We start from the raw sequence: 19,955 nt of genomic DNA on the forward strand, positions 1-19,955 counted from the left end.
TTTCCGTTTTATTGAAGCCGGCTCATAGTTTGAAAGTATCATGATGAAATTGTGGGCACAATCCTTTTCACCCTGTTACCGATAACAGAATAAGGCGCTTACAGCGTTGATTCTCGTACAATTAACTCTGGTTCAAAAAATAGACTTCCTTGTGCAGCACCGTCTTCATTCATTTTTTTCAGCAACATTTTCGCACAGGCTTCCCCCATTTCAACAACAGGCTGTCTGACCGTAGTCAAGCGCGGCGAGGAGATGCGATCAAGAAACACACCGTCATTCCCGGTAACCGCAACGTCTTCTGGAATTCGCTTTCCAAGGGATTGCGCCGCACGAATGACGCCGAGCGCGATTCGATCAGATGCGCAGACAAATGCGGCCTGATTGTCCATGGATTTCAGCAGTTCTCTTGCAAGGTCTTCACTTTTCTTAGAACTGTTGTCGATCCGAAACATATTCGATTTTTTAAAGCTTTTATTCATCGCCCGTATATACCCCTGTTCTCTTGCACGTTCGAAAGGCTCATCTAAATCAATGCCAAAAAAGACAACTTTCCGCTCCCCCAGCCCCATAACATGGCGGGTTGCCATAAAAGTGCCTTTCTCGTTATTCACATCGATAAAGTCATAGCCCATTTCATTTTGCCCGAATACGACAAGCGGCTTCTCAAACGCTTTTATTACACCTTCAAAATCGTTCTTTCTCAAGCCGGTGGCAATAATGCCGTCACATTGGCCAATATTAAGAGAATTTCTTGTCACAAGCTGGAGAGCATAGTGATTGCGATCCAGCTCCCTGCTGATTCCTGTCAGCAGGTTCATGTAATATGGTTCTGTCGTATCCATTTCCTCAAGTATCAATAGTTTCACAACCTGTGTTCTGTTTTGCACGAGCGCTCTCGCCGCATAATTAGGGATGTAATTCAGCTCTTTCATCGCAGAATGAACAAGCTTTTTCAATTCATCTGTCACCGTCTCAGGGTGATTGATCACTCGTGATACCGTCATTTTCGAAACATTTGCTTTTTTTGCCACATCTGACAATGTTGCCATTTTCATCCCCTCCTTATCTGTGCTTATTATCCAAACTAGTGATAAAGTCCTCTATTACTGTTAAATATACGATGCAGGCAAAAGAGAAATAAAAAAGAGATTTCCCTTAAGGAAACCTCACTTTGTTAAAAACACTCGATATTTCATGGATCATACGCTAGGTGGCAGACTCATTCTCTCCGCTTCCATGAGAAAGTCTCTTTTTTAAATTTCTGTCCACTTTTTTTCTAAAATCGGATAAGAATAATTTTGCATTTGCTCAATTAACTCATCCGGCCGTGACGAGCTGTGAATCAGTTTTAGGTGCGATTCGTTAGAAAACCCTTCTTGAATGCTGTATTTCACCATTTTCATCATTGGTTCAAAATATCCGTTTACATTGTACAGTCCGATTGGCTTTTGGTGGATGCCGATCTGTGCCCAGCACAGCACTTCAAATAATTCTTCATATGTACCGAAGCCGCCCGGCATCGAGATAAAGCCGTCAGCCAGCTCGCTCATTTTAGCCTTTCGTTCATGCATCCCGTTTACTTCAATCAGCTCAGTCAGATTCTGATGGACAACCTCCCCGCTGAACAAACCGCTCGGCATGACCCCGATTGCAGTTCCGCCGTTTTCCATAATCGCGTCAGCAATCGTGCCCATCAAGCCTACGCGGGAGCCCCCATAGACAAGGCCGATTCCCTGCTCAGCCATGTACGTGCCAAGCTCTGCCGCTTTTCTTTTATACGCTTCATTTCCCCCAGGGTTTGATCCCGCAAATACACAAATGGTTTTCATCTTGTCATCTCCGCATCTATATATCGTGTTAAATATTCAAAAACACACTATATATTGTCCCATCTTCATGTGATAATATCAATATGAAATACATAAAGAATGCAGGAGTGATGAGGTTGCAGCTGGCTGATGCAGAAAAATGGATGAAAGAGTTTTACGAAAAAAGAGGCTGGACAGAATACGGACCTTTTATTCGCGTCGGCTTTTTAATGGAGGAAGCCGGAGAACTGGCCCGGGCTGTCAGGGCGTATGAAATCGGCAGAGACCGGCCGGATGAGAAAGAATCGTCACGTGCTGAGCAAAAACAAGAATTGATTGAAGAAATGGGAGATGTCATCGGAAATATCGCCATTCTTGCTGATATGTATGGTGTCTCTTTAGAAGACGTCATGAAGGCCCACCAAGAAAAACTGACAAAACGATTTGAGCATGCATAAAAAAGCGGCCGCGATGGCCGCTTTTTTTAACCTGTGATTTCATCATGGTGATCAAAGAAATGCTGCTTTCCTATTTTGTGAAAAAGGCCTGTTTTATGCAGCAGCTCCTTCGGCTGCGATTGCAATCCTACAATCATCAGCTTTCCATTGTGGCGTTTAATTCGATTCATAATGTTCCCAAGCACCGCTTCAGCTGACGTATCCATATAGTGCACCTTATTCATGAGCAGAATGAGGGTTTTCGGTTTTTTCTGTACATGCTCCAGCAATGACGATTCAAGGGAATCAATTGACCCGAAAAACAGCGGCCCTTCTATGGCATACATGCTGACAGATGGATCTTCTCTCTTCGCCAGAACAGGATGCGATTCCTGATTGTGGATGCGGGTCGCTTCGCTCATTCTTCTGATAAAGAACACAAATGCGAGCAGCAATCCGGTTGCCACACCGATGATTAAGTCAAACAGAACCGTAAGGGCGAAGGTCGCCGCCAAAATAAAGGAATCAGCGTTTTTCAGTCTCAGCATGTTTGCGACTTCCTTGCGCTCACTCATATTCCATGCGACCACCATGAGAATCGGTGCCATACTGGCGAGCGGCACATGGGACGCATAAGGCGCAAATACAAGCAGGACAAGGAGAACGACTACGCCGTGAACGACGCCGGAAACTGGGGAAACCGCTCCGTTTTTTATATTGGTCGCCGTTCTCGCAATCGCTCCTGTAGCCGGGATTCCGCCAAACAGGGGCGCTGCCATATTCGCAATTCCCTGGCCGACAAGCTCCTTGTTGCTGTCATGCTTTGAGCCCTTCATGTTATCGGCGACCATTGCGGACAAAATCGACTCAAGTCCTCCAAGAAGCGCGATGACAAGCGCAGCCGGAAACAGCATAACCATTTTATCCAAAGTAAGCTCAGGAAACTGAAATTCAGGCAAATGGCGGGGGATTTCACCATAAGTTGACCCGATCGTTGCCATGCGGTCAGGGAAAAAGACAACCGCGACCACTGTGGAAATAAGAAGCGCCAACAAAGCGCCCGGCACTTTAGGCATCACCTTGGCGGATACAAGCAAAATGACGAGCCCGATCACAGCTGTCAAAATGGCATACACGTTAAAGGTGCCGAGCTGCTGCACAATTTCAAACATGTTGTGGTGAAAGTTCTCATGTTTTTCAACATTTCTCAATCCGAGAAAATTAGCGATTTGTTCCGTAAAGATTAACACGGCAATTCCTGCTGTAAAACCGACGATAACGGGTTTAGGCACAAATTTCATTATTTTTCCGAGCTTAAACAGCCCAAACAGCACCAGCATTACCCCTGCCATAAACCCCGCAATCAGCAGATTCTCTAATCCGTACTGCATGATAATGCCGAACAGTATCGGGACAAAGGCGCCTGTCGGACCGCCAATTTGATATTTAGATCCTCCGAACAAAGAGATACAAATCCCCGCTATAACAACAGTGTACAGCCCGTATTCGGGCTCGACTCCCGAGGCAATGGCAAACGCCATTCCTAAAGGAATTGCCACGACACCTACTACGATACCTGCAATTAAGTCTTTCTGAAATTTCTGTAAATTGTATCCCTTGAATCTCCCTGAGAATCGCATATTTTGTTATAACCTCCCTTATGAGTGATTGTTTATTAGCTCAGTTTCATAACCGTTAATGACCACATCAAGTTTTCCTGTTTCAGGGTGAATGACAAGCCCGTGAACCGGCACCTTTTTCGGAAGCAGCGGATGATTCTTAATCATGTTCACACTGTGGGAAACGCTTTCTTCCACGCTGTGAAAACCAGTCAGCCACGTTTTCAAATCGAGTCCGGCACTCGTCAGCAAATTCAGGCAGCTATCCTCCACCCCGCGTTCCTTTGCTTTCTCAAGAATCGAGGACGCATTTAGCCCTGACATTCCGCATTCATGATGGCCGACAATGCATACCTCTTCAGCCTGCAATTCATAAATCGCGACCAGTATGCTTCGCATCACGCTTCCAAATGGGTGAGAAACGATGGCTCCCGCGTTTTTTACAATTTTAGCATCACCGTTTCTAAGCCCCATTGCTTGCGGAAGAAGTTCTGTAAGTCTTGTATCCATACAGGTGACAATGACGAGCTTTTTTGAAGGAAACTTTGTCGTTTTGTACGGTTCATACTTCTTCTCTCTGACAAACCGCTGATTGTGTTCCAAAATTGATGTTAAAGAAACCATTTGATTCATCTCCCATCCATATGATTTTGCAAGCCTTCTTACCCAGCTTACAGTAAGGAATTATAGCATAGGAATAAGCCAAGAAAAGGATTTCAAAAAAAGACACTATAATTGGACTGTAGAATCAAAACATAAACATTTATATCTTTCAAAGATAATAAAATTTATATTTAATGAATCCTATAATCCGGCTGCTGCTCGCATATTGATGATTTGTCTGACAAAAAATATGGGTGAATTCTGATAATTAAAAAACTTTTTTAAGCAGATTTAGCTGTTCGATCTCCATTTTAAGTTCAAAAGAACCAGAAAATAAAAAGAACGCAGCTATATTTTTAACATCTATTTATTTCCGATATAATGAAATAGACAATAGCCATAAAGGGGGAGCCTTGTTGAAACCATTTGTATTTATCACAAAACCGATTCCTGAAGAGATTGAAGCATTCATCGGTGAACATTGCCGTTATGAAGTATGGCAGGAGGATACGCTTCCGAGTGACGTGCTATTTGAAAAATTAAAAGATGCGGAAGGGCTTTTAACGTCAGGGACTTCCGGTCCGTCAATCAATCGTGAGTTGCTGGAACACGCGCCTAAGCTCAAAGTGGTCAGCAACCAATCAGTAGGCTACGATAACTTCGATATAGAAGCAATGAAAGAAAGAGGAGTCGTCGGGACTCATACACCTTATACACTGGATGACACAGTTGCAGATCTGGCTTTTTCACTGATTCTGTCTTCCGCCAGACGTGTTGCCGAACTGGACCGTTTTGTCAGAGCAGGAAAATGGGGAACCGTGGAAGAGGAAGCGCTTTTCGGAATTGATGTTCATCATCAAACGTTAGGCATTATCGGCATGGGCAGAATTGGAGAACAAGCAGCGAGACGCGCCAAATTTGGTTTTGATATGGAAGTGCTTTATCATAACCGACATCGCAAACAAGAAACAGAAGACAGCATCGGCGTTAAGTATGCAGAGCTTGATACATTGCTGGAGCAATCTGATTTTATTCTTCTCATTACGCCGCTGACTGATGAAACCTATCACATGATAGGAGAACGTGAATTTAAGTTAATGAAGGATTCAGCAATTTTCGTCAATATTTCCCGGGGAAAGACAGTCGATGAAAAAGCACTGGTTCGCGCTCTTCAGGAAGGCTGGATCAGGGGAGCCGGCTTAGATGTATACGAAAAAGAGCCTGTCACCCGAGATAATCCGCTTCTGCAGCTGGATAATGTCACGCTGCTTCCTCATATCGGTTCAGCAACAGCTAAAGTGCGCTTCAACATGTGCAAACAGGCCGCCGAAAATATGATTGCAGCCATTCAAGGACAAACACCGAAAAATCTCACAAGAGAATTTCAATAAATCAAAAATCCGGTCTGATAACAGACCGGATTTCTATTACATACGCTGAAGAACAGCACGCTTATAAATATGGCGGGTGACGATATAATAAACAGCCTGGAATACAAAATAAATGAAGATGACAATTACGGCCTCAAGAAATAAATTGGAATTCAGCATATTACTTAACGCTGCATACGCAAAGCCGGCGTGAATCGTACCTGCGATAAATGGGATGAAGAATAAAAATCCTATTTGCTTTCCAAGGATCGAGTGAATCTCTTTGTCCGTAACCCCTATCCTTTTTAACGCTAACACCTGCACTCTCGTATCTTCTATTTCCGTAAACATCCGCAAATACAGCATGCTTCCTTGCACGATAAAAAACAGCACGCTGACAAACAGACCAATAAACAGCATTAATGCAACTCCCTGCTTCACAATTTGATAACTAGGAGCACGTGTTTGAAAATCAGATGTATGTTCTTTCGGCACCATGTTTTCAAGCTTTTCAGAGACATCCACCGTCTCCTGCCAATGCTCAAGCTCATAACCTACCATTCTCATCTGTTCCTTCAGCGGCACATCCTGTGACAGACTGTCAAAGCTCTTTTCGCTGACAACCAATAAACGGCTGACTCCATCGACAGACATCAATATCCCTTTGTTTTGCTGCTTTTTCATGACGTAGGAAAGGGTTTTTCCTGACTTCATATGAAATGCTGCTGTTTCCCCTTCTCCAAATGTGTCTTTCACCATCATTTGAAAAGAAACATTAATAAATGCTTCATTTTCTTGTAAATGAATAACTGGGAACCCTTTTTCCTTTGCGACTTGATTATAGACCTTTTCTGAAATCAGCAAAGCTTCCGCTTCCATCTTCTTATTTCCATACGGCAAGTCTGACTGAAAAGTGACAGGAATCCCAGTGGCATCCACCTTATACTTGATAACAGCATGAGCTTTTTTCAATGTATTCTCAGCCGTCTCAGGCTTCATGACCTGAAAGCGGGAAGCATCCTTTTCCACCCAGGAAACAGACTGAGGAATGCTTTGCTCCTCCTGCCTTTGTAAATCGGAATAAAACATATAGATGACACCTGTAGCTGTTAGTATGACCGCTGTAATGACAGAGGTTAAAAACAGCATGCGTGCATGATCCTTCAGCCTGAATATCATGTTGGAACGCACAATGATATTTGTGCCTTTGTAGAAGCTGTGTTTCTTTCGGTACAGCATGCGGAAAAACGCCACACTGCTTTGGGTAAAAAAGAAATACGTGCCAATTAACACTAAAATCAAAATTGGAAATACCCGAAACATCATGTCAATTGCATTGGCTGTTGCAGATAGATAATAACCGCTGCCAAGACATAGCAAAGACAATACAGTGAGCCATTTCGAATAAACCGGCAAGCTTTTCGGCTTTTTGGCCGATTTAATCAGTTCAATGATTTCCAGCTTCCGAATCCGTCCCAGTGATAAAATGAGCAGCGTCTGAAACAGGATGAGAAAGCCGGCAATTGTCATCACAAACGCTTTCGGCACAATGGCAAACGAAATCGGCACCTTCACGCTGAGCATCCATGTCATGATCATAAAAAACAGTTTTGAAAATAACAGGCCTGCTCCAATGCCGGCCGCAATCGCCGCAAGAGAAATAAGTGACTGCTCATAATAAATCATCTTCCGAAGCTGCTGCTTTGATGTGCCAAACAGTGTCAGCAGCCCAAACTCTTTCTTTCTTGCCTGCAAAAACGCTGAATTGGAATATGTGATGAAAAATATACAAAACACAATGATGACGACAAGAGCTGCGCTCAAGCATGTTTTGACAAGGCTTCCGCCATATATATTGTCTTCATTGACATCAGGATGAAAAATAAATGATGTGAAGACAAAAAACACCGAAACGGCAAACACACAGCTTAAAAAGTAGGCCACATACCGTTGCAGATTCCCAAGAATGTTTTTACGGGCGATAGTTCTCAAATTCATGAAAATCGCCTCCCAACACACTCAAGGTATCCAATATACTTTGATAAAACACCTGCCTGTTTGTTCCCCTGTGAATCTCTGAAAAGAAACGTCCGTCTTTAATAAAAACAATTCGTTTACAGAAACTTGCTGCTGTGGCATCATGCGTAACCAACAGAATCGTCGCTTCCTTTTCCTCATTCAGCTGAGCCAGTGTGTTCATCACTTGCTTTGCCGATTTTGAGTCGAGGTTTCCTGTCGGTTCATCGGCAAGAATGAGCGCCGGATTGTGAATAATCGCTCTGGCACAGGCTGCCCGCTGCTGCTGTCCGCCCGACACCTCATATGTGCGATGATCGAGAATGTGCTTGATTTGCAGCGTATCCGCCAGTTCATCCAATCGGGCTTCCATTTCTCTTAGCTTTACCTTATCCAATGCGAGCGGCAAGAGAATATTTTCACGAATCGTCAGCGTATCAAGCAGATTAAAATCCTGAAAGACGAAGCCGAGTTCTCTTCTGCGAAACAAAGCCAGCTCTTGGTCCTTTAACGTTTTCGGCTGAATGCCGTTGATCATCATCTCGCCCTGGGTCGGCTTATCAATGGTAGCCAGCAAATTCAAAAGCGTGGTTTTTCCGCTTCCCGACGGCCCCATAATCCCGACAAATTCCCCTTTTGACACACTGAGATCAAAGGCGCTGAGCGCTTGGTATGATATTGTTCCTTTATTTGAATAGTACGTTTTCGATAGGTTCGTTGTTTGCAACACGTTCATGTTCTGCTCCTCCTTTTTCTTTATTATAAAAAGGAAGTCAGCATCCTCCCATCGAACTTTCTTGCAATTCCGCTCCCCAACCTTACAATGCTGTCACATTCACGAGGGTGTCACTTGAAAACACGATGGTCATCACAGTGCCAGCCCCTTCTTTTGATTCCGCATACAGCTTATGGCCGAGACGGCTGCACACCTGTTTTGCTAAATAAAGGCCCATTCCAGTTGCCTCTTTCATGGTTCGTCCATTTTCTCCGGTAAAAAACGCGTCAAAAATCCGCGGCAGATCCTGCGGCGGTATGCCGATTCCTTCGTCGGCAACCGACAATCGCGTCTCATGTCCCTGTGTTTCAATCCGGATTGTAATAGAGTCTCCCACACCTTGCTTTGAGTATTTTAAGGCGTTGAAAAGGAGTTGCTCAACAACAAAGGAAAGCCACTTTTGATCACTGGAAATCTGAACGGCATTTGGCGGCACATGTAATGTTGGAAAAAGGCGCCGTTTAATAAACTGACGTTTTTCCTGATTGATCAGTGAACGAACCATTTCTGCCAAATCAAAGGTTTGCGGCTTTACATCAAATGCAAATTCCTCCAGCCGGGCCGTTTGCAGCATCATATCAAGACCGTGGCGAAATCTCTCATTCTCATCCTCCAGCTCTTCTAAAAACGTCGGAAAAGAGGATGAGGTTCCGTTTTTTCCTTCCTGAATCATTAAGGATATGACGGATACCGGTGTTTTCATATGGTGGACCCATTGATTGGTGAAGGTATAATGCTGTTTTTGCTGATTGATATATTGTGAGAGCCTGCTTTCGTATTGCTGCCCGAGTGCGTTGATCATTTTCGTCCAAAGCGCTTGCTCTCCTGTTCTTGGCTTTCGGGCTTTCAAAGACTGTCCGATGTCATTCGAAGAAGAGGCTTGTTCTGCAAGCTTTTTAACATATGTGAGAAAGGAAAATTGCCGAACATAATCAGCAGCAAAACCTGCGGCTAAAAGAGTACCGGGCAAAATCCATATGTACATCATATTTTCTTTGGAAGGTTCTGCGCCGCTCTCTACAATGCTTAAATACGCAATCAGCATGGCGGACCCTATCCCTAATAATGAAAATAGAATAATGGCTAAGCGGTCGATGAGATAAGTCTTTAACACTCCGCTTCATCCTTCCGATTGACTTGAAATTGATAGCCTTGTCCTCTGATTGTGGAAATGCAATCTTTCAGTCCTGCATTCTCCAGTTTTCTCCGCAGCCGGTTGACATTGACCGTTAACGTATTGTCATCGACAAAATCAACGTCATCCCATAACGCCTCCAATAGTTCATCACGAGAGACAATTTTTTTATGCTCCCTCACAAAAATCGAGAGAAGCTGGAATTCTTTTTTGGAAAACAAAATCCGGATGCTGTTCCACTCCGCTTCATTTTGATCAGGATAAATCGTTAGCCCGCCAAGCTCCACTATTCTAGATTCCTGCGGCAAAGAGGGCGAGTATTCACCATATGTGCGGCGCAGGACGCTTTTGATTTTGGCCATCACTACCTCTAGATGGAACGGCTTTGTGATATAATCATCGCCGCCATTTTCAATCGCCATTACCTGATTCAGCTCATCGGTCCGTGCCGATATAAAGATAATCGGTGCATTGGAAATGGTACGGATTTGCCTGCACCAATAAAACCCGTCAAAAAAAGGCAGGTTGATATCAAGCAGCACAAGATCAGGCTTCATTTCTGCAAATTCCAATTTTATATCATTCAGCTGTTCAGCAATTTTCACTTCATATCCGTATTTTTGAAGATGACCGCCCAGCAAAGAAGCAATCCGCTCATCATCTTCCACAAGCAAAATCCGATACACGTTAATCCCCCTTATATGTACATCACGATGATTTTTCTAGAAGATTCCAAAATTATTATAGCATGTGCGGAATAGTAAATCGGTCTTTTTCTTTTCGTTATGATAGAATGATAAAGGTAAAAATTTCATAATAGGCAGGTGTCGTGATGAAGAAAATCATGCTGTTTCTGGCAATTACGTCAATTCTTTCAGCATGTCAGCCCAACTATACCGGGAAATACATAGAAATTGGGGATACACTAACGGACTATACCAAAGAGTGCTTTAAAGAGAATGAAATTCCTTATAAATATGAAAAGGGAAAACTGTATATCCCAGAAGACGCATTTGATACAGCAATCTACACTTGTTCATAAGAAAAAGCTTGCAGATAACCTGCAAGCTTTTCACGTTACAAAAAATGAGTATTTAATTTCTCTTCAAATTCTGAAGGGCCAATGTCACTTTTTTGAATGTCACTGCCGTTTTCATGAATCGTAAAATGGCGCTCTGACATGACCATCCTTCCGCTCGGTGTCAGCTTTGAGGCAAGCGGGGATTTGTTAAAAGGAGATTTTTCATGAGAGTGAATGATGTCCTTCATGTTATCTAAATCACCGAGATCACTCTCTTCAAGAGTAAAGGCGTACCCGATTTGCCAGCCTTCTCCCTTGTCCATCAGCAGAACATGGCTGCCCTTTTCTGTCTCTTCTCTTTTGATTCGGAATGACCCGACTGGTGACTGTACCGTTTCTCCGGAAAGCGGTATCGGCTGGAGCGCCAGGTTGATGCCGAAGCCGATATCAACGAGGTAATCGCCGTTTTCGGCAGACAGCCATACAGCAGCATGCGTCCCTTCTAGTGCCCATCCCTCTTGATTGCCTGCATAAACCGTTCCTCGAATGAGCTTCACATGAAACCCGGCCTCATGCAAGACAAAATAAAGGAAACCATTTAGATCGTAGCATAGGCCGCCATGCTGATCTTTGAGCAGACGTCGCCATAACTCTTCTTTTGTGATCTTATAATTCTCTTTTGCAAGTACGGCACGGTTTTCGAATGGAAAACGGTATGCCATTGCTTTGAGAAAAAGGGGAAGATCGCCGAAGCTGACATGATCTTTCTCCCAGCCAATTTTCTGAAAGCAATCTTTTAGAAAGTCACTCATTTTTATCACCTAAACTTCTTCTTGAACGTAAGCAGCCAGCTTCTCCAGCGCCTCTTGTTCATCTTCTCCCTGGGCAATCAAGATAACCTCAGTGCCTGTGCTTACCGCAAGGCTCATCAGCCCCATGATGCTTTTGGCGTTTACTTTTTTCCCATCCTTCTCAAGAAACACATCTGACGTAAACCGGTTTGCTTCTTGTACAAACAAAGCAGCAGGACGTGCTTGCAGTCCTGTCTTTAATCGAACTTCCACTTTCTGTTGAACCATAAGATCTCCCCTTTTCTTTACGGTTATTTTAAAGTGACGGTTTGCCCTGTCCGCAGCTGTTCTGCGATTTCGTCAAGTTTTCTCAGCCTGTGATTGATCCCTGATTTGCTGATTTTCCCGCTTGCTACCATTTCCCCCAGCTCTTTCAGCGTCACTTCCTGATAATCAATCCGCAGCTGCGCAATTTCCCGAAGTTTTTCAGGCAGCGCCTCCAGGCCGATTCTTTCATCGATGTATTTAATATTTTCCACCTGTCTCAGCGATGCGCCGATTGTTTTGTTTAAGTTGGCTGTTTCACAATTGACGAGGCGGTTGACCGAATTTCTCATGTCCCGGACGATTCTGACATCCTCAAATCGCAGAAGCGAATTGTGAGCGCCAATTACGTTCAGAAACTCTGTAATCTTTTCAGCCTCTTTTAAATAGGTAATGTAGCCTTTTTTCCGTTCAAGCGTTTTGCTGTTTAACTGAAACTCATTTAACAGGTCGCATAATGAATCGTTATGCTCCTTATAAAGAGAGAAGATTTCTAAATGATACGAGGAGGTTTCCGGGTTATTGACCGAACCTCCTGCCAAAAATGCTCCTCTCATATAAGAACGCTTGCAGCATCTCTTTTTGACCAGCTCTTTCGAAATACTTCGTTCAAACACAAAATTCTCCCCGAGTATTTTTAAATCCTCTAAGATCGCTTTTGCATTTTCTGAAAAACGCACAATATAGACGTTATTCTTTTTCAGCCGCATTTTCTTTCTGACCAGCAGCTCGACCGACACATCATATTGTTTTTTCAGCAATGTATAGATGCGGCGGGCAATCGCCGCGTTTTCGGTTTGAACATCGAGTACGAGATGGCGGTTTGTAAATGATAAAGCTCCATTCATCCGAATGAGTGCAGACAGCTCGGCATTAATGCAGCAGTCCTTCACTTCCAGATTCGTTAATTCTTTTTTTGTTTCTGATGCAAATGACATATAGCCACCTCATTTCAAGGCTTCATTCTTTCAGTAAATCAACAAGAAGAGAGGCCACTTTATGTGTATCGTGACGTATTACGTCATTTTTATACGTTACAATTTGATCTCTGATGACTTCAAGCCCCATCGCTTTCAGCTCTTCGATATCAAAATCAACAGGACGCGCCGATTCCATTTCGTACTTACGTTTTATTTCGTCGGGAATGTCTTCACTGTTCACTAATATCGTATCAATAAAACCGCAGCCCATATGCTGATTGAGCGCTTTCACATGATCAGCAGCGGTGTAATGGAGCGTTTCGCCGGGCTGAGTCATCACGTTGCAAATGTATACTTTTTTCGCCGGCGCCTTTATCACTTCTTCCCCGATTTTTGGGACGAGCAAATTGGGAAGAATGCTTGTATAGAGGCTTCCCGGGCCGATAATAATCAAATCCGCTTCCCTGATCACGTCTATTGTTTCCGGCAGCGGATCAATCTGTTCAGGCGTGAGAAAAACACGCTTAATGCGCTGTCCGTATTCTGGGATCGTTGACTCGCCTGAGACCACGCGGCCGTCTTCCATCTCAGCATGCAAAACAACACTGGCATTGGCAGCCGGCAAAACCTTTCCTCTTACATTCAGCACCTTGCTCATTTCAGTGACAGCGTGAAAAAAATCACCGGTTATATTTGTCATCGCTGCCAAAATCAAATTCCCGAGAGAATGGCCTGTTAAGTCATTCCCTTTATTGAAGCGGTGCTGAAAAAGATCTTCAACAAGCGGCTCCACATCGGATAAAGCGGCAAGCACATTTCTGATGTCTCCGGGAGGCGGAATTTTCAGTTCATTCCGCAGACGGCCAGAGCTTCCCCCATCATCGGCAACTGTTACAATGGCCGTGATGTCAACAGGTTTATGCTTTAAGCCCCGAAGCAATACAGAAAGACCTGTACCGCCGCCAAAGATTGCAATTTTCGGCTTATGTCCCATCTTATTTCCGGCTTCTCTTTTCAATGTCCCGGTGAGTAACATGAGTATAGTAATCCTTTTTGAAATAATCAGCTAAATTCTCGGCTAATGTCACAGAGCGGTGCTGGCCCCCTGTGCAGCCGATCGCAATGACAACCTGGCTTTTTCCTTCTCTTTTATAAGATGGAAGCATAAAGCTCAGCAGATCAATTAATTTCTCATTGAACTTTTGTGTTTCATTCCACTTCATGACGTAAGAGGAAACCTCTTTATCCTTGCCAGTCAGCGGCCGCATACTTTCGATATAGTACGGATTCGGCAAAAATCTGACATCAAAGACGAGATCTGCATCAATTGGAATACCGTATTTAAAACCAAATGACATGACATTCACGGTAAATGTCTCTCCTTGGTTTGTCGCAAAGTGCTTCACGATTTTTTCACGCAAATCACGCGGCTTCATGTCAGACGTATCGTAAATGATTTGAGAGCGGCCTTTTAATTCCTCAAGCAGCTCTCGTTCCAGCGCGATGCCTTCAAGCGGCAGGCCAGTCGCTGCCAGCGGATGCGAGCGTCTCGTCTCTTTATATCTTGTGACGAGAATGGAATCCTTCGCGTCCAGGAATAAAATTCGCGGTGTGATCCACGGATTTTCGGCCATTTCATCCAGCGCTTCAATCAGCCGGTCAAAAAATTCGCGGCCGCGCAAATCCATCACGAGCGCAACTTTGCTCATTTTCGAATTTGATTCCTTCATCAGCTCTAAAAACTTCGGAAGCAATGAAGGCGGAAGATTATCGACGCAGAAATAGCCGAGATCTTCAAAGCTTTGGATCGCGACCGTTTTCCCCGCTCCCGACATTCCGGTTATAATGACAAGCTGAATATCATGTGATTCACTAGCACTCATCTTTCTCCCCCCTGACTTGTCTTTCTATTTGATGTGCTGCGGGTCTAAACGATAACTGAGCAGCTCAAATTCCGGTGTATACGTAAATGTGCCGTGCAGCAGCCCTTGTCCCTTCATCATAAAATCAAGGATATGGCCGTCTCCAGGGGCCATAGGCAGGTTCTGAATGTCATTGACATCGTGCCACTGCAGTTTGCCTTCCTCTGATTCTGATACATTTTGTCCTGTATATGAATCAGCGACAAACGTAAACATCATCCACTCGGAGACAATGTGGTCACCGTCTTTAATAATAAAGGTAAAAACGCCTTTTAATTGAGGATTTATGATATAGATACCAGTCTCTTCTCTGTACTCTCTGATGACGGAGTCTCTAACTGATTCTCCGCTCTCCATCTTGCCTCCCGGCGCGACCCACCATCCGCGTCTCGGCTTTTGAAGCAGAAGAACTTTGTCATCCGTCTGAAGCACACAATTTGTCACTCTTTGCAAGTACGTCACCTAACCTTCGTCCTGTCATCGTCTCTTTATTATACCGCTTCAAGATGCCTCCCACAATGAAGAGACATTGACAATCTTTTCTTCTATTTTACAGCATATTCATTCCTTAATTCAGATGATTTTGCTGTAACTGGCATTCATCTTTTATTTATGGACAAAAAAAGGACACGGATAACTGGAGAATCCGTGCCAAAAAAGTGTATTCATTATAAAAAGGGGGTCAATTACTTTATTAATCATAACCGAAAAGCATTACACATGTGTTACAGCGGAATTAAAACCCAGTAACGTAATGTGAAACTCGTATGACAGCCCTTTTTATTTTAAGGTTTTCAGCGTTTCTTGGAGCTCTTCGACATAATGCTGTACGCTTTGTGCCGCAATACTTCCGTCTCCTGTAGCCGTTACGATTTGGCGCAGTGATTTTTCGCGGATGTCTCCGGCAGCGAAAATCCCTTCAACCTTTGTCTCCATGCGGTCGTTTGTTTCGATATAGCCTTCTTCATTCGTAATGCCCAGGTTTTCAAACGGTTTAGACAGAGGAAGCATGCCAATGTAAATGAATACGCCGTCTGTTTTGAATTCACTTTCTTCACCGGTTACCGTATCGACAAGCGTTACGTTACCGACTTTGCCGTTTTCCTCATGAATTTCCTTCACGGTTTTGTTCCACAGGAAGTCAACTTTTTCATTATCAAATGCTCTCGCTTGAAGAATACTTTGAGCACGGAGTTTATCTCGTCTGTGAACAATTGTTACTTTTGAAGCGAAACGAGTCAGATACACGCCTTCTTCAACCGCGGAATCTCCGCCGCCAACAACAACAAGCTCTTTGCCTTTAAAGAAAGCCCCGTCACATACTGCACAATAAGATACACCGCGGCCGCCCAATTCTTTTTCGCCAGGCACACCGATTTTTTTATATTCCGCACCAGCAGCAATGATGACAGCACGGGCTTTATATTCTTTTGAACCGGCTTTGACTACTTTGTACTCTTTGCCGTCAACGACCTCTTTAATATCGCCATAAGCGTATTCAGCGCCGAATTTTTTCGCGTGTTCAAACATTTTGTTAGAAAGCTCAGGCCCAAGGATACTTTCGAATCCAGGATAGTTTTCTACATCTTCCGTATTGGCCATTTGTCCGCCAGGAATTCCTCTTTCAATCATTAATGTCGATAAATTCGCTCTTGATGTGTATACAGCGGCCGTCATCCCAGCAGGGCCCGCGCCGATTATAATCACGTCATAAATTTTTTCTTCTGACACACTATTCACTCCTTAAACCATCTTTTCAAGTTTGGGCTCTTTCTTATAAGATAAGAATCCCCATCAAACGTATTCCTTACCCTATAAAATCTCATGGTGATACGCTATTTTTTTGCTCAACACGATTAAATGTATTCGAAAAGGGTATATGTTAATAAAGAAAGAGCCTTCTGTTTATAGAAGGCCCTTGTCATATTTATTATTGAACAACACGTCTTACAACGCCTTTAAATGCTGCTTTCCAGTAAGGATTGCTCATAGAGTCAACAGATACGCCATGAGATGTATTGTCGTTTAGGAATGTACCGTTACCTAAGTAGATTCCTACGTGTCCATTCGTTTTATAAGTGTCAAAGAACACAAGGTCTCCGCGTTTCATTTCGGACGCGCTGACAGCTTGTCCTCTGCCAACTAACGTATCAGTTGTTGTTCCGCCGACAGGTCCAAGGTTAACACCTGCAGAAGCGTATGCCCAGCGTACGAATGATGAGCAGTCAAAAATACGGTTGTTGATATCAGACTGAGTGCGTCCGCCGCCAAACTTGTATGGAGATTGTCCTACAATGCTTGAACCAACGCTGATCGCGCCTTCAATTCCGCCAGAGTTGCTGATAACAGTGCCGCCTGAATTGCTGTTTGAGCCGCTGCTCTTCTTAGAAGATGAGCCGTTAGACGAACTGTTTGATGAACCGTTAGAAGAATTGTCTGAAGAATCATCAGATGAGCTTGCTTTTGCTGATTCAGTTGTAGCCGTTTGGCTGTCATCTGTTTGTGTTTCATCAGATGCTTTTTGTGCTTCTTCCTGCTTTTTGATCAAAGCAGCCGCTGCTTCTTGTTCTTTTTTGATGCGTGCTTGTTCAGCTTCAGTATTTGCTTTTTGATTTGCAAGTTCAGACGCCTCTGATTTTAATTCAGAAATCGCTTTAGCCGTTTTCTTTTGGCTTGCATTTGCTTCGTCGAAAAGCTTGTCTTTTTCATTAAGCTGTTTATCAAGGTCTTTTTGCATTGTTTCTAATTTAGCCAATGCAGCTTGAACTTCTTTCAGCTTGTCATTCAAATCCGCTTCAGAATCTTCGAGCTTCGCTTTATCCTGCTCTTGCTGTTTGATTAAATCTTTGTCTGCATCCACAATAGATGAAACCGCAGTCGCACGAGAGATAAAGTCACCAAAGCTTGTTGATCCTAGAAGAACATCTATGTATCCTTGAGATCCGCCGCTTTCCTGTAAAGAACGAACGCGTTTTTTCAGGATTTCATTGCGTTTTTCGATACGTGCTTCTGTTTCTTTAATCTCTTTTTTCAGTTTTTTGATTTCTTCTTTTGTTTTATCATTTTCTTCTTTTTTATCTTCGATCTTGTTGCTTGTATCAAGCGCCTTAGCGTTAATGTCTTTCAGTTCTTTTTCAATCTTTGATTGATTTTCCTGAAGCTCAGTTAATTCTTTTTCCTTCGCTTCAATGCTGGAAGCAACCTCAGATTGCTTGCTTTCGATTTTTTGTTTCTTTTCATCTAATGTTTCCGCCGATGCAGTTTTACTTGTAAATGGGATCAAAAAACTGCTTGTCCCGATGACGGAAGCCAAACCAAGTGTAATTAAACTCTTTCTCACTTTTTATATCCTCCCTTTTACTGTGAACCTGTCCTCATTTGGAATCGTATTTTGAACATCAAGTTTCGTTCCTCATACTCTACGAGGAATGATGGTTGTTTATGGTTAATTATTCTGTGCATCTCTTATTCTGGTTGTATAGCGTTTATTTCACATCATATGTAAAAAACACTAATTCCTTATGTACGAGAATCATTATACCATCAAGTTTCGACAAATTAGCGATAAATTTTATTACATTTATGTTTCAAACAGATGTCAAGTCACACATCATTTGTCATTTTTCTTAAGCGTGTAAAAAAACTGTCGATATTATTTTCTTAATATAATCTATCAAACAAAAAAAGAGTCGATTAAATAAATCGACTCTTTAAAATTTACTATTCTAGAATATCATCAATATATTTCATATATTTCGTCAAAGTTGCCGGAGAGATGCCGAATCGGGCCGCTGTGTCTTTTTTCGTGTCTTGCTTGCCATGGGCTTCTTTCCAAATATAACAGATGGCTGCTGCCCAGCCTTTCTCATTTTTCAACGGGGCAGCTGCACGAATTTGCTGGATGACATGGAAAACCCAGCAGCTCATGACTTCTGTTTTCATCTCTTCTTTTTCAGCTTGCTCTAATAGTTTGACCGTTTGATAGGCGAAAAGTGCATCCTCTGAAACGTCAGCAGCCGCAGAATCTCCATTTAGAAGCAGCTTTACAAAATGATTTTCAAAAGGAGCGGTTATTCTCTTTGAGCGTATCACCGCTTCAAGATGCTCTGTTTCTCCCTTTGTGCTGCTGATATAATAGGCTGCGAGACGCTGTTCCACAGATGAAGGAAGAGCTTCCCTCCGCTCAATCCAAGGCGCCGGGCGGTCTTCGCCGGGATATTGCGACTCGACTTTTCTCCAGATCGTCTCGGCAAAGTCGGTATGTCCCGTAAAATAAGCAGAGCATGAAAGCCAGTAAAAGAAGGTGTCGTCACCTTCAAAGCCGATTTTATATAATGATTTGAGCCATTTATATCCGATCTCGTAGCGGCCGACAAGCGCCAAAGTAGCACCCAATTTATAACGCTGCTCCATTAGCATCGGATAGACATTGGAGAGCTGATCACTCAATTCCGCCACTTTTTCGTCTTCTCTTTCATAATAGTAGAAAACGAGAAGATTGCATAAGGCGTGAAGATTTCCTTCATTATGAGAAAGCACTTCATAAGCGGTTTGCTTCGCTTTTACAACGTTTCCTGAATAGAAATAGGCAAGCGCGAGATTGTTGTATGCTGACCAAAGCTCCGGATATTCAGCTGTGATTTCCTCAAGCGCCGCAACCGCTTCAGCAAGCTGGCCGCTTTCCAGCAATGACTTTGCCCGATCCTGTTTCACCAGCAGTTCATCCTGATCATACAACGAATCCTCAATGCCGTCGTCTCCTAAATCGAGCAAATCAAGCAGACTATCGTTTTCTTCGGCGAATTCACCATCCGGGTCCGCATCAGAATAAGCGGCCGCTTCTTTATAAGCTTCCTGGAAGAGCCCCAGATGGGCAAAGTTATTCGCTTTAAAGTAATGGCACTCCGGCATTTCGGCCTCCAGATTTGCCATGATATAGTCAAGAAGATCGTTCGACTCTTGATACTGGCCCATTTCCGAATAAATGACCGCAAGCTGTGAAAGCATCTCTGAATCCTCCGGCTCCAAATGAACCGCGCGCTGAATCAGTTTGCTTGCCCGTTTTAGATTGCGCTCTTTATACGCTTTCAAGCCTTTATGAAAAAAATATTGTCCATCTTGAAGCAGCTGGACAATTTGTGCGTGATTTTTATGTTCAGAAGTGTGTTTTCCCACAACTACCCTCCGTTTTATACAATATTACCGTCAGTAGTA

The 19,955-nt window shown here is 43.4% G+C and carries 20 protein-coding genes; 3 read left to right on the plus strand and 17 right to left on the minus strand.

Features of this window, described 5'->3' with window-relative positions; translation table 11 throughout:
• Nucleotides 1–98: 98 nt before the first annotated feature.
• Both M1D65_RS17195 and M1D65_RS17200 read right to left on the minus strand, forming a co-directional pair.
• A complete protein-coding gene (locus tag M1D65_RS17195) occupies nucleotides 99–1,049 on the minus strand; it encodes a LacI family DNA-binding transcriptional regulator (protein WP_163135868.1) in 951 nt (316 codons plus the stop codon).
• Between the two features lie 204 nt (nucleotides 1,050–1,253).
• On the minus strand, nucleotides 1,254–1,829 hold the full coding sequence (locus M1D65_RS17200; RefSeq protein ID WP_014665480.1) for an LOG family protein: 576 nt from the start codon (nucleotides 1,827–1,829) through the stop codon (nucleotides 1,254–1,256).
• Nucleotides 1,830–1,945: 116 nt separating this feature from the next.
• On the opposite strand from M1D65_RS17200, the gene M1D65_RS17205 reads away from it, so the two are divergent.
• Entirely contained in the window at nucleotides 1,946–2,266 is a 321-nt protein-coding gene (locus tag M1D65_RS17205) for a MazG nucleotide pyrophosphohydrolase domain-containing protein (RefSeq protein WP_003242570.1), read from the plus strand.
• A 26-nt stretch (nucleotides 2,267–2,292) separates the two neighbouring features.
• Here the strand turns inward: M1D65_RS17205 and M1D65_RS17210 are convergent, their stop codons facing one another.
• Together M1D65_RS17210 and M1D65_RS17215 are read right to left on the minus strand one after the other, a co-directional pair.
• Nucleotides 2,293–3,885 carry a SulP family inorganic anion transporter gene (locus tag M1D65_RS17210; RefSeq protein WP_003228175.1) on the minus strand — a complete coding sequence of 531 codons (1,593 nt, stop codon included), beginning with the start codon at nucleotides 3,883–3,885 and terminating at the stop codon, nucleotides 2,293–2,295.
• 18 nt (nucleotides 3,886–3,903) lie between these two features.
• Complete coding sequence (locus M1D65_RS17215; protein ID WP_003228173.1) at nucleotides 3,904–4,497, minus strand: beta-class carbonic anhydrase; 594 nt, start codon at nucleotides 4,495–4,497, stop codon at nucleotides 3,904–3,906.
• 383 nt (nucleotides 4,498–4,880) lie between these two features.
• On the opposite strand from M1D65_RS17215, the gene M1D65_RS17220 reads away from it, so the two are divergent.
• Nucleotides 4,881–5,858, plus strand: a complete 978-nt coding sequence (locus M1D65_RS17220) for a 2-hydroxyacid dehydrogenase (protein WP_072173470.1) — start codon at nucleotides 4,881–4,883, stop codon at nucleotides 5,856–5,858.
• A gap of 36 nt (nucleotides 5,859–5,894) precedes the next feature.
• On the opposite strand, the gene psdB is transcribed toward M1D65_RS17220, so the two are convergent.
• The 4 genes from psdB to psdR form a co-directional block, all read right to left on the minus strand.
• Nucleotides 5,895–7,835 carry a lantibiotic ABC transporter permease PsdB gene (psdB, locus tag M1D65_RS17225; protein ID WP_032726921.1) on the minus strand — a complete coding sequence of 647 codons (1,941 nt, stop codon included), beginning with the start codon at nucleotides 7,833–7,835 and terminating at the stop codon, nucleotides 5,895–5,897.
• The gene (gene psdA / locus M1D65_RS17230) at nucleotides 7,810–8,589 is read right to left on the minus strand and encodes a lantibiotic ABC transporter ATP-binding protein PsdA (RefSeq protein ID WP_003228167.1); all 780 of its coding nucleotides are present in this window, start codon (nucleotides 8,587–8,589) and stop codon (nucleotides 7,810–7,812) included. The genes psdB and psdA overlap by 26 nt, the downstream gene beginning before the upstream one ends.
• A gap of 82 nt (nucleotides 8,590–8,671) precedes the next feature.
• Entirely contained in the window at nucleotides 8,672–9,742 is a 1,071-nt protein-coding gene (gene psdS, locus M1D65_RS17235; RefSeq protein WP_456270652.1) for a two-component sensor histidine kinase PsdS, read from the minus strand.
• On the minus strand, nucleotides 9,736–10,449 hold the full coding sequence (psdR, locus tag M1D65_RS17240) for a two-component system response regulator PsdR (protein ID WP_456270653.1): 714 nt from the start codon (nucleotides 10,447–10,449) through the stop codon (nucleotides 9,736–9,738). Before psdR ends, psdS begins: the two co-directional genes overlap by 7 nt.
• A 146-nt stretch (nucleotides 10,450–10,595) precedes the next feature.
• Here psdR and M1D65_RS17245 point away from each other — a divergent pair, with 146 nt between their 5' ends.
• Nucleotides 10,596–10,805, plus strand: a complete 210-nt coding sequence (locus tag M1D65_RS17245; RefSeq protein WP_014665489.1) for a hypothetical protein — start codon at nucleotides 10,596–10,598, stop codon at nucleotides 10,803–10,805.
• Between the two features lie 35 nt (nucleotides 10,806–10,840).
• Here M1D65_RS17245 and M1D65_RS17250 read toward each other — a convergent pair whose 3' ends face one another.
• From M1D65_RS17250 to M1D65_RS17290, 9 genes are all read right to left on the minus strand, one after another.
• Nucleotides 10,841–11,605 (minus strand): arylamine N-acetyltransferase family protein, encoded by a 765-nt coding sequence (locus M1D65_RS17250; RefSeq protein ID WP_456270654.1) that lies wholly within the window; start codon nucleotides 11,603–11,605, stop codon nucleotides 10,841–10,843.
• Nucleotides 11,606–11,863, minus strand: a complete 258-nt coding sequence (locus tag M1D65_RS17255; RefSeq protein ID WP_077671033.1) for an HPr family phosphocarrier protein — start codon at nucleotides 11,861–11,863, stop codon at nucleotides 11,606–11,608. It abuts the gene before it with no gap.
• A 23-nt stretch (nucleotides 11,864–11,886) separates the two neighbouring features.
• Nucleotides 11,887–12,837, minus strand: a complete 951-nt coding sequence (gene whiA / locus M1D65_RS17260; protein ID WP_003243775.1) for a DNA-binding protein WhiA — start codon at nucleotides 12,835–12,837, stop codon at nucleotides 11,887–11,889.
• 22 nt (nucleotides 12,838–12,859) lie between these two features.
• Nucleotides 12,860–13,813, minus strand: coding sequence for a gluconeogenesis morphogenetic factor (gene mgfK, locus M1D65_RS17265; protein WP_049140423.1), 954 nt, complete (start codon nucleotides 13,811–13,813; stop codon nucleotides 12,860–12,862).
• Between the two features lies 1 nt (nucleotide 13,814).
• On the minus strand, nucleotides 13,815–14,702 hold the full coding sequence (gene rapZ, locus M1D65_RS17270; protein WP_003228143.1) for an RNase adapter RapZ: 888 nt from the start codon (nucleotides 14,700–14,702) through the stop codon (nucleotides 13,815–13,817).
• Between the two features lie 24 nt (nucleotides 14,703–14,726).
• Complete coding sequence (locus M1D65_RS17275; protein WP_010886622.1) at nucleotides 14,727–15,203, minus strand: 8-oxo-dGTP diphosphatase; 477 nt, start codon at nucleotides 15,201–15,203, stop codon at nucleotides 14,727–14,729.
• Between the two features lie 318 nt (nucleotides 15,204–15,521).
• Complete coding sequence (gene trxB, locus M1D65_RS17280; RefSeq protein WP_003228139.1) at nucleotides 15,522–16,472, minus strand: thioredoxin-disulfide reductase; 951 nt, start codon at nucleotides 16,470–16,472, stop codon at nucleotides 15,522–15,524.
• Between the two features lie 199 nt (nucleotides 16,473–16,671).
• Nucleotides 16,672–18,081: a peptidoglycan DL-endopeptidase CwlO gene (cwlO, locus tag M1D65_RS17285; protein WP_326274694.1), complete on the minus strand. Its 1,410-nt coding sequence runs from the start codon at nucleotides 18,079–18,081 to the stop codon at nucleotides 16,672–16,674.
• A gap of 380 nt (nucleotides 18,082–18,461) precedes the next feature.
• The gene (locus M1D65_RS17290; protein ID WP_032726925.1) at nucleotides 18,462–19,916 is read right to left on the minus strand and encodes a tetratricopeptide repeat protein; all 1,455 of its coding nucleotides are present in this window, start codon (nucleotides 19,914–19,916) and stop codon (nucleotides 18,462–18,464) included.
• Between the last annotated feature and the right edge of the window lie 39 nt (nucleotides 19,917–19,955).

This window comes from Bacillus sp. JZ39 (assembly GCF_053903145.1).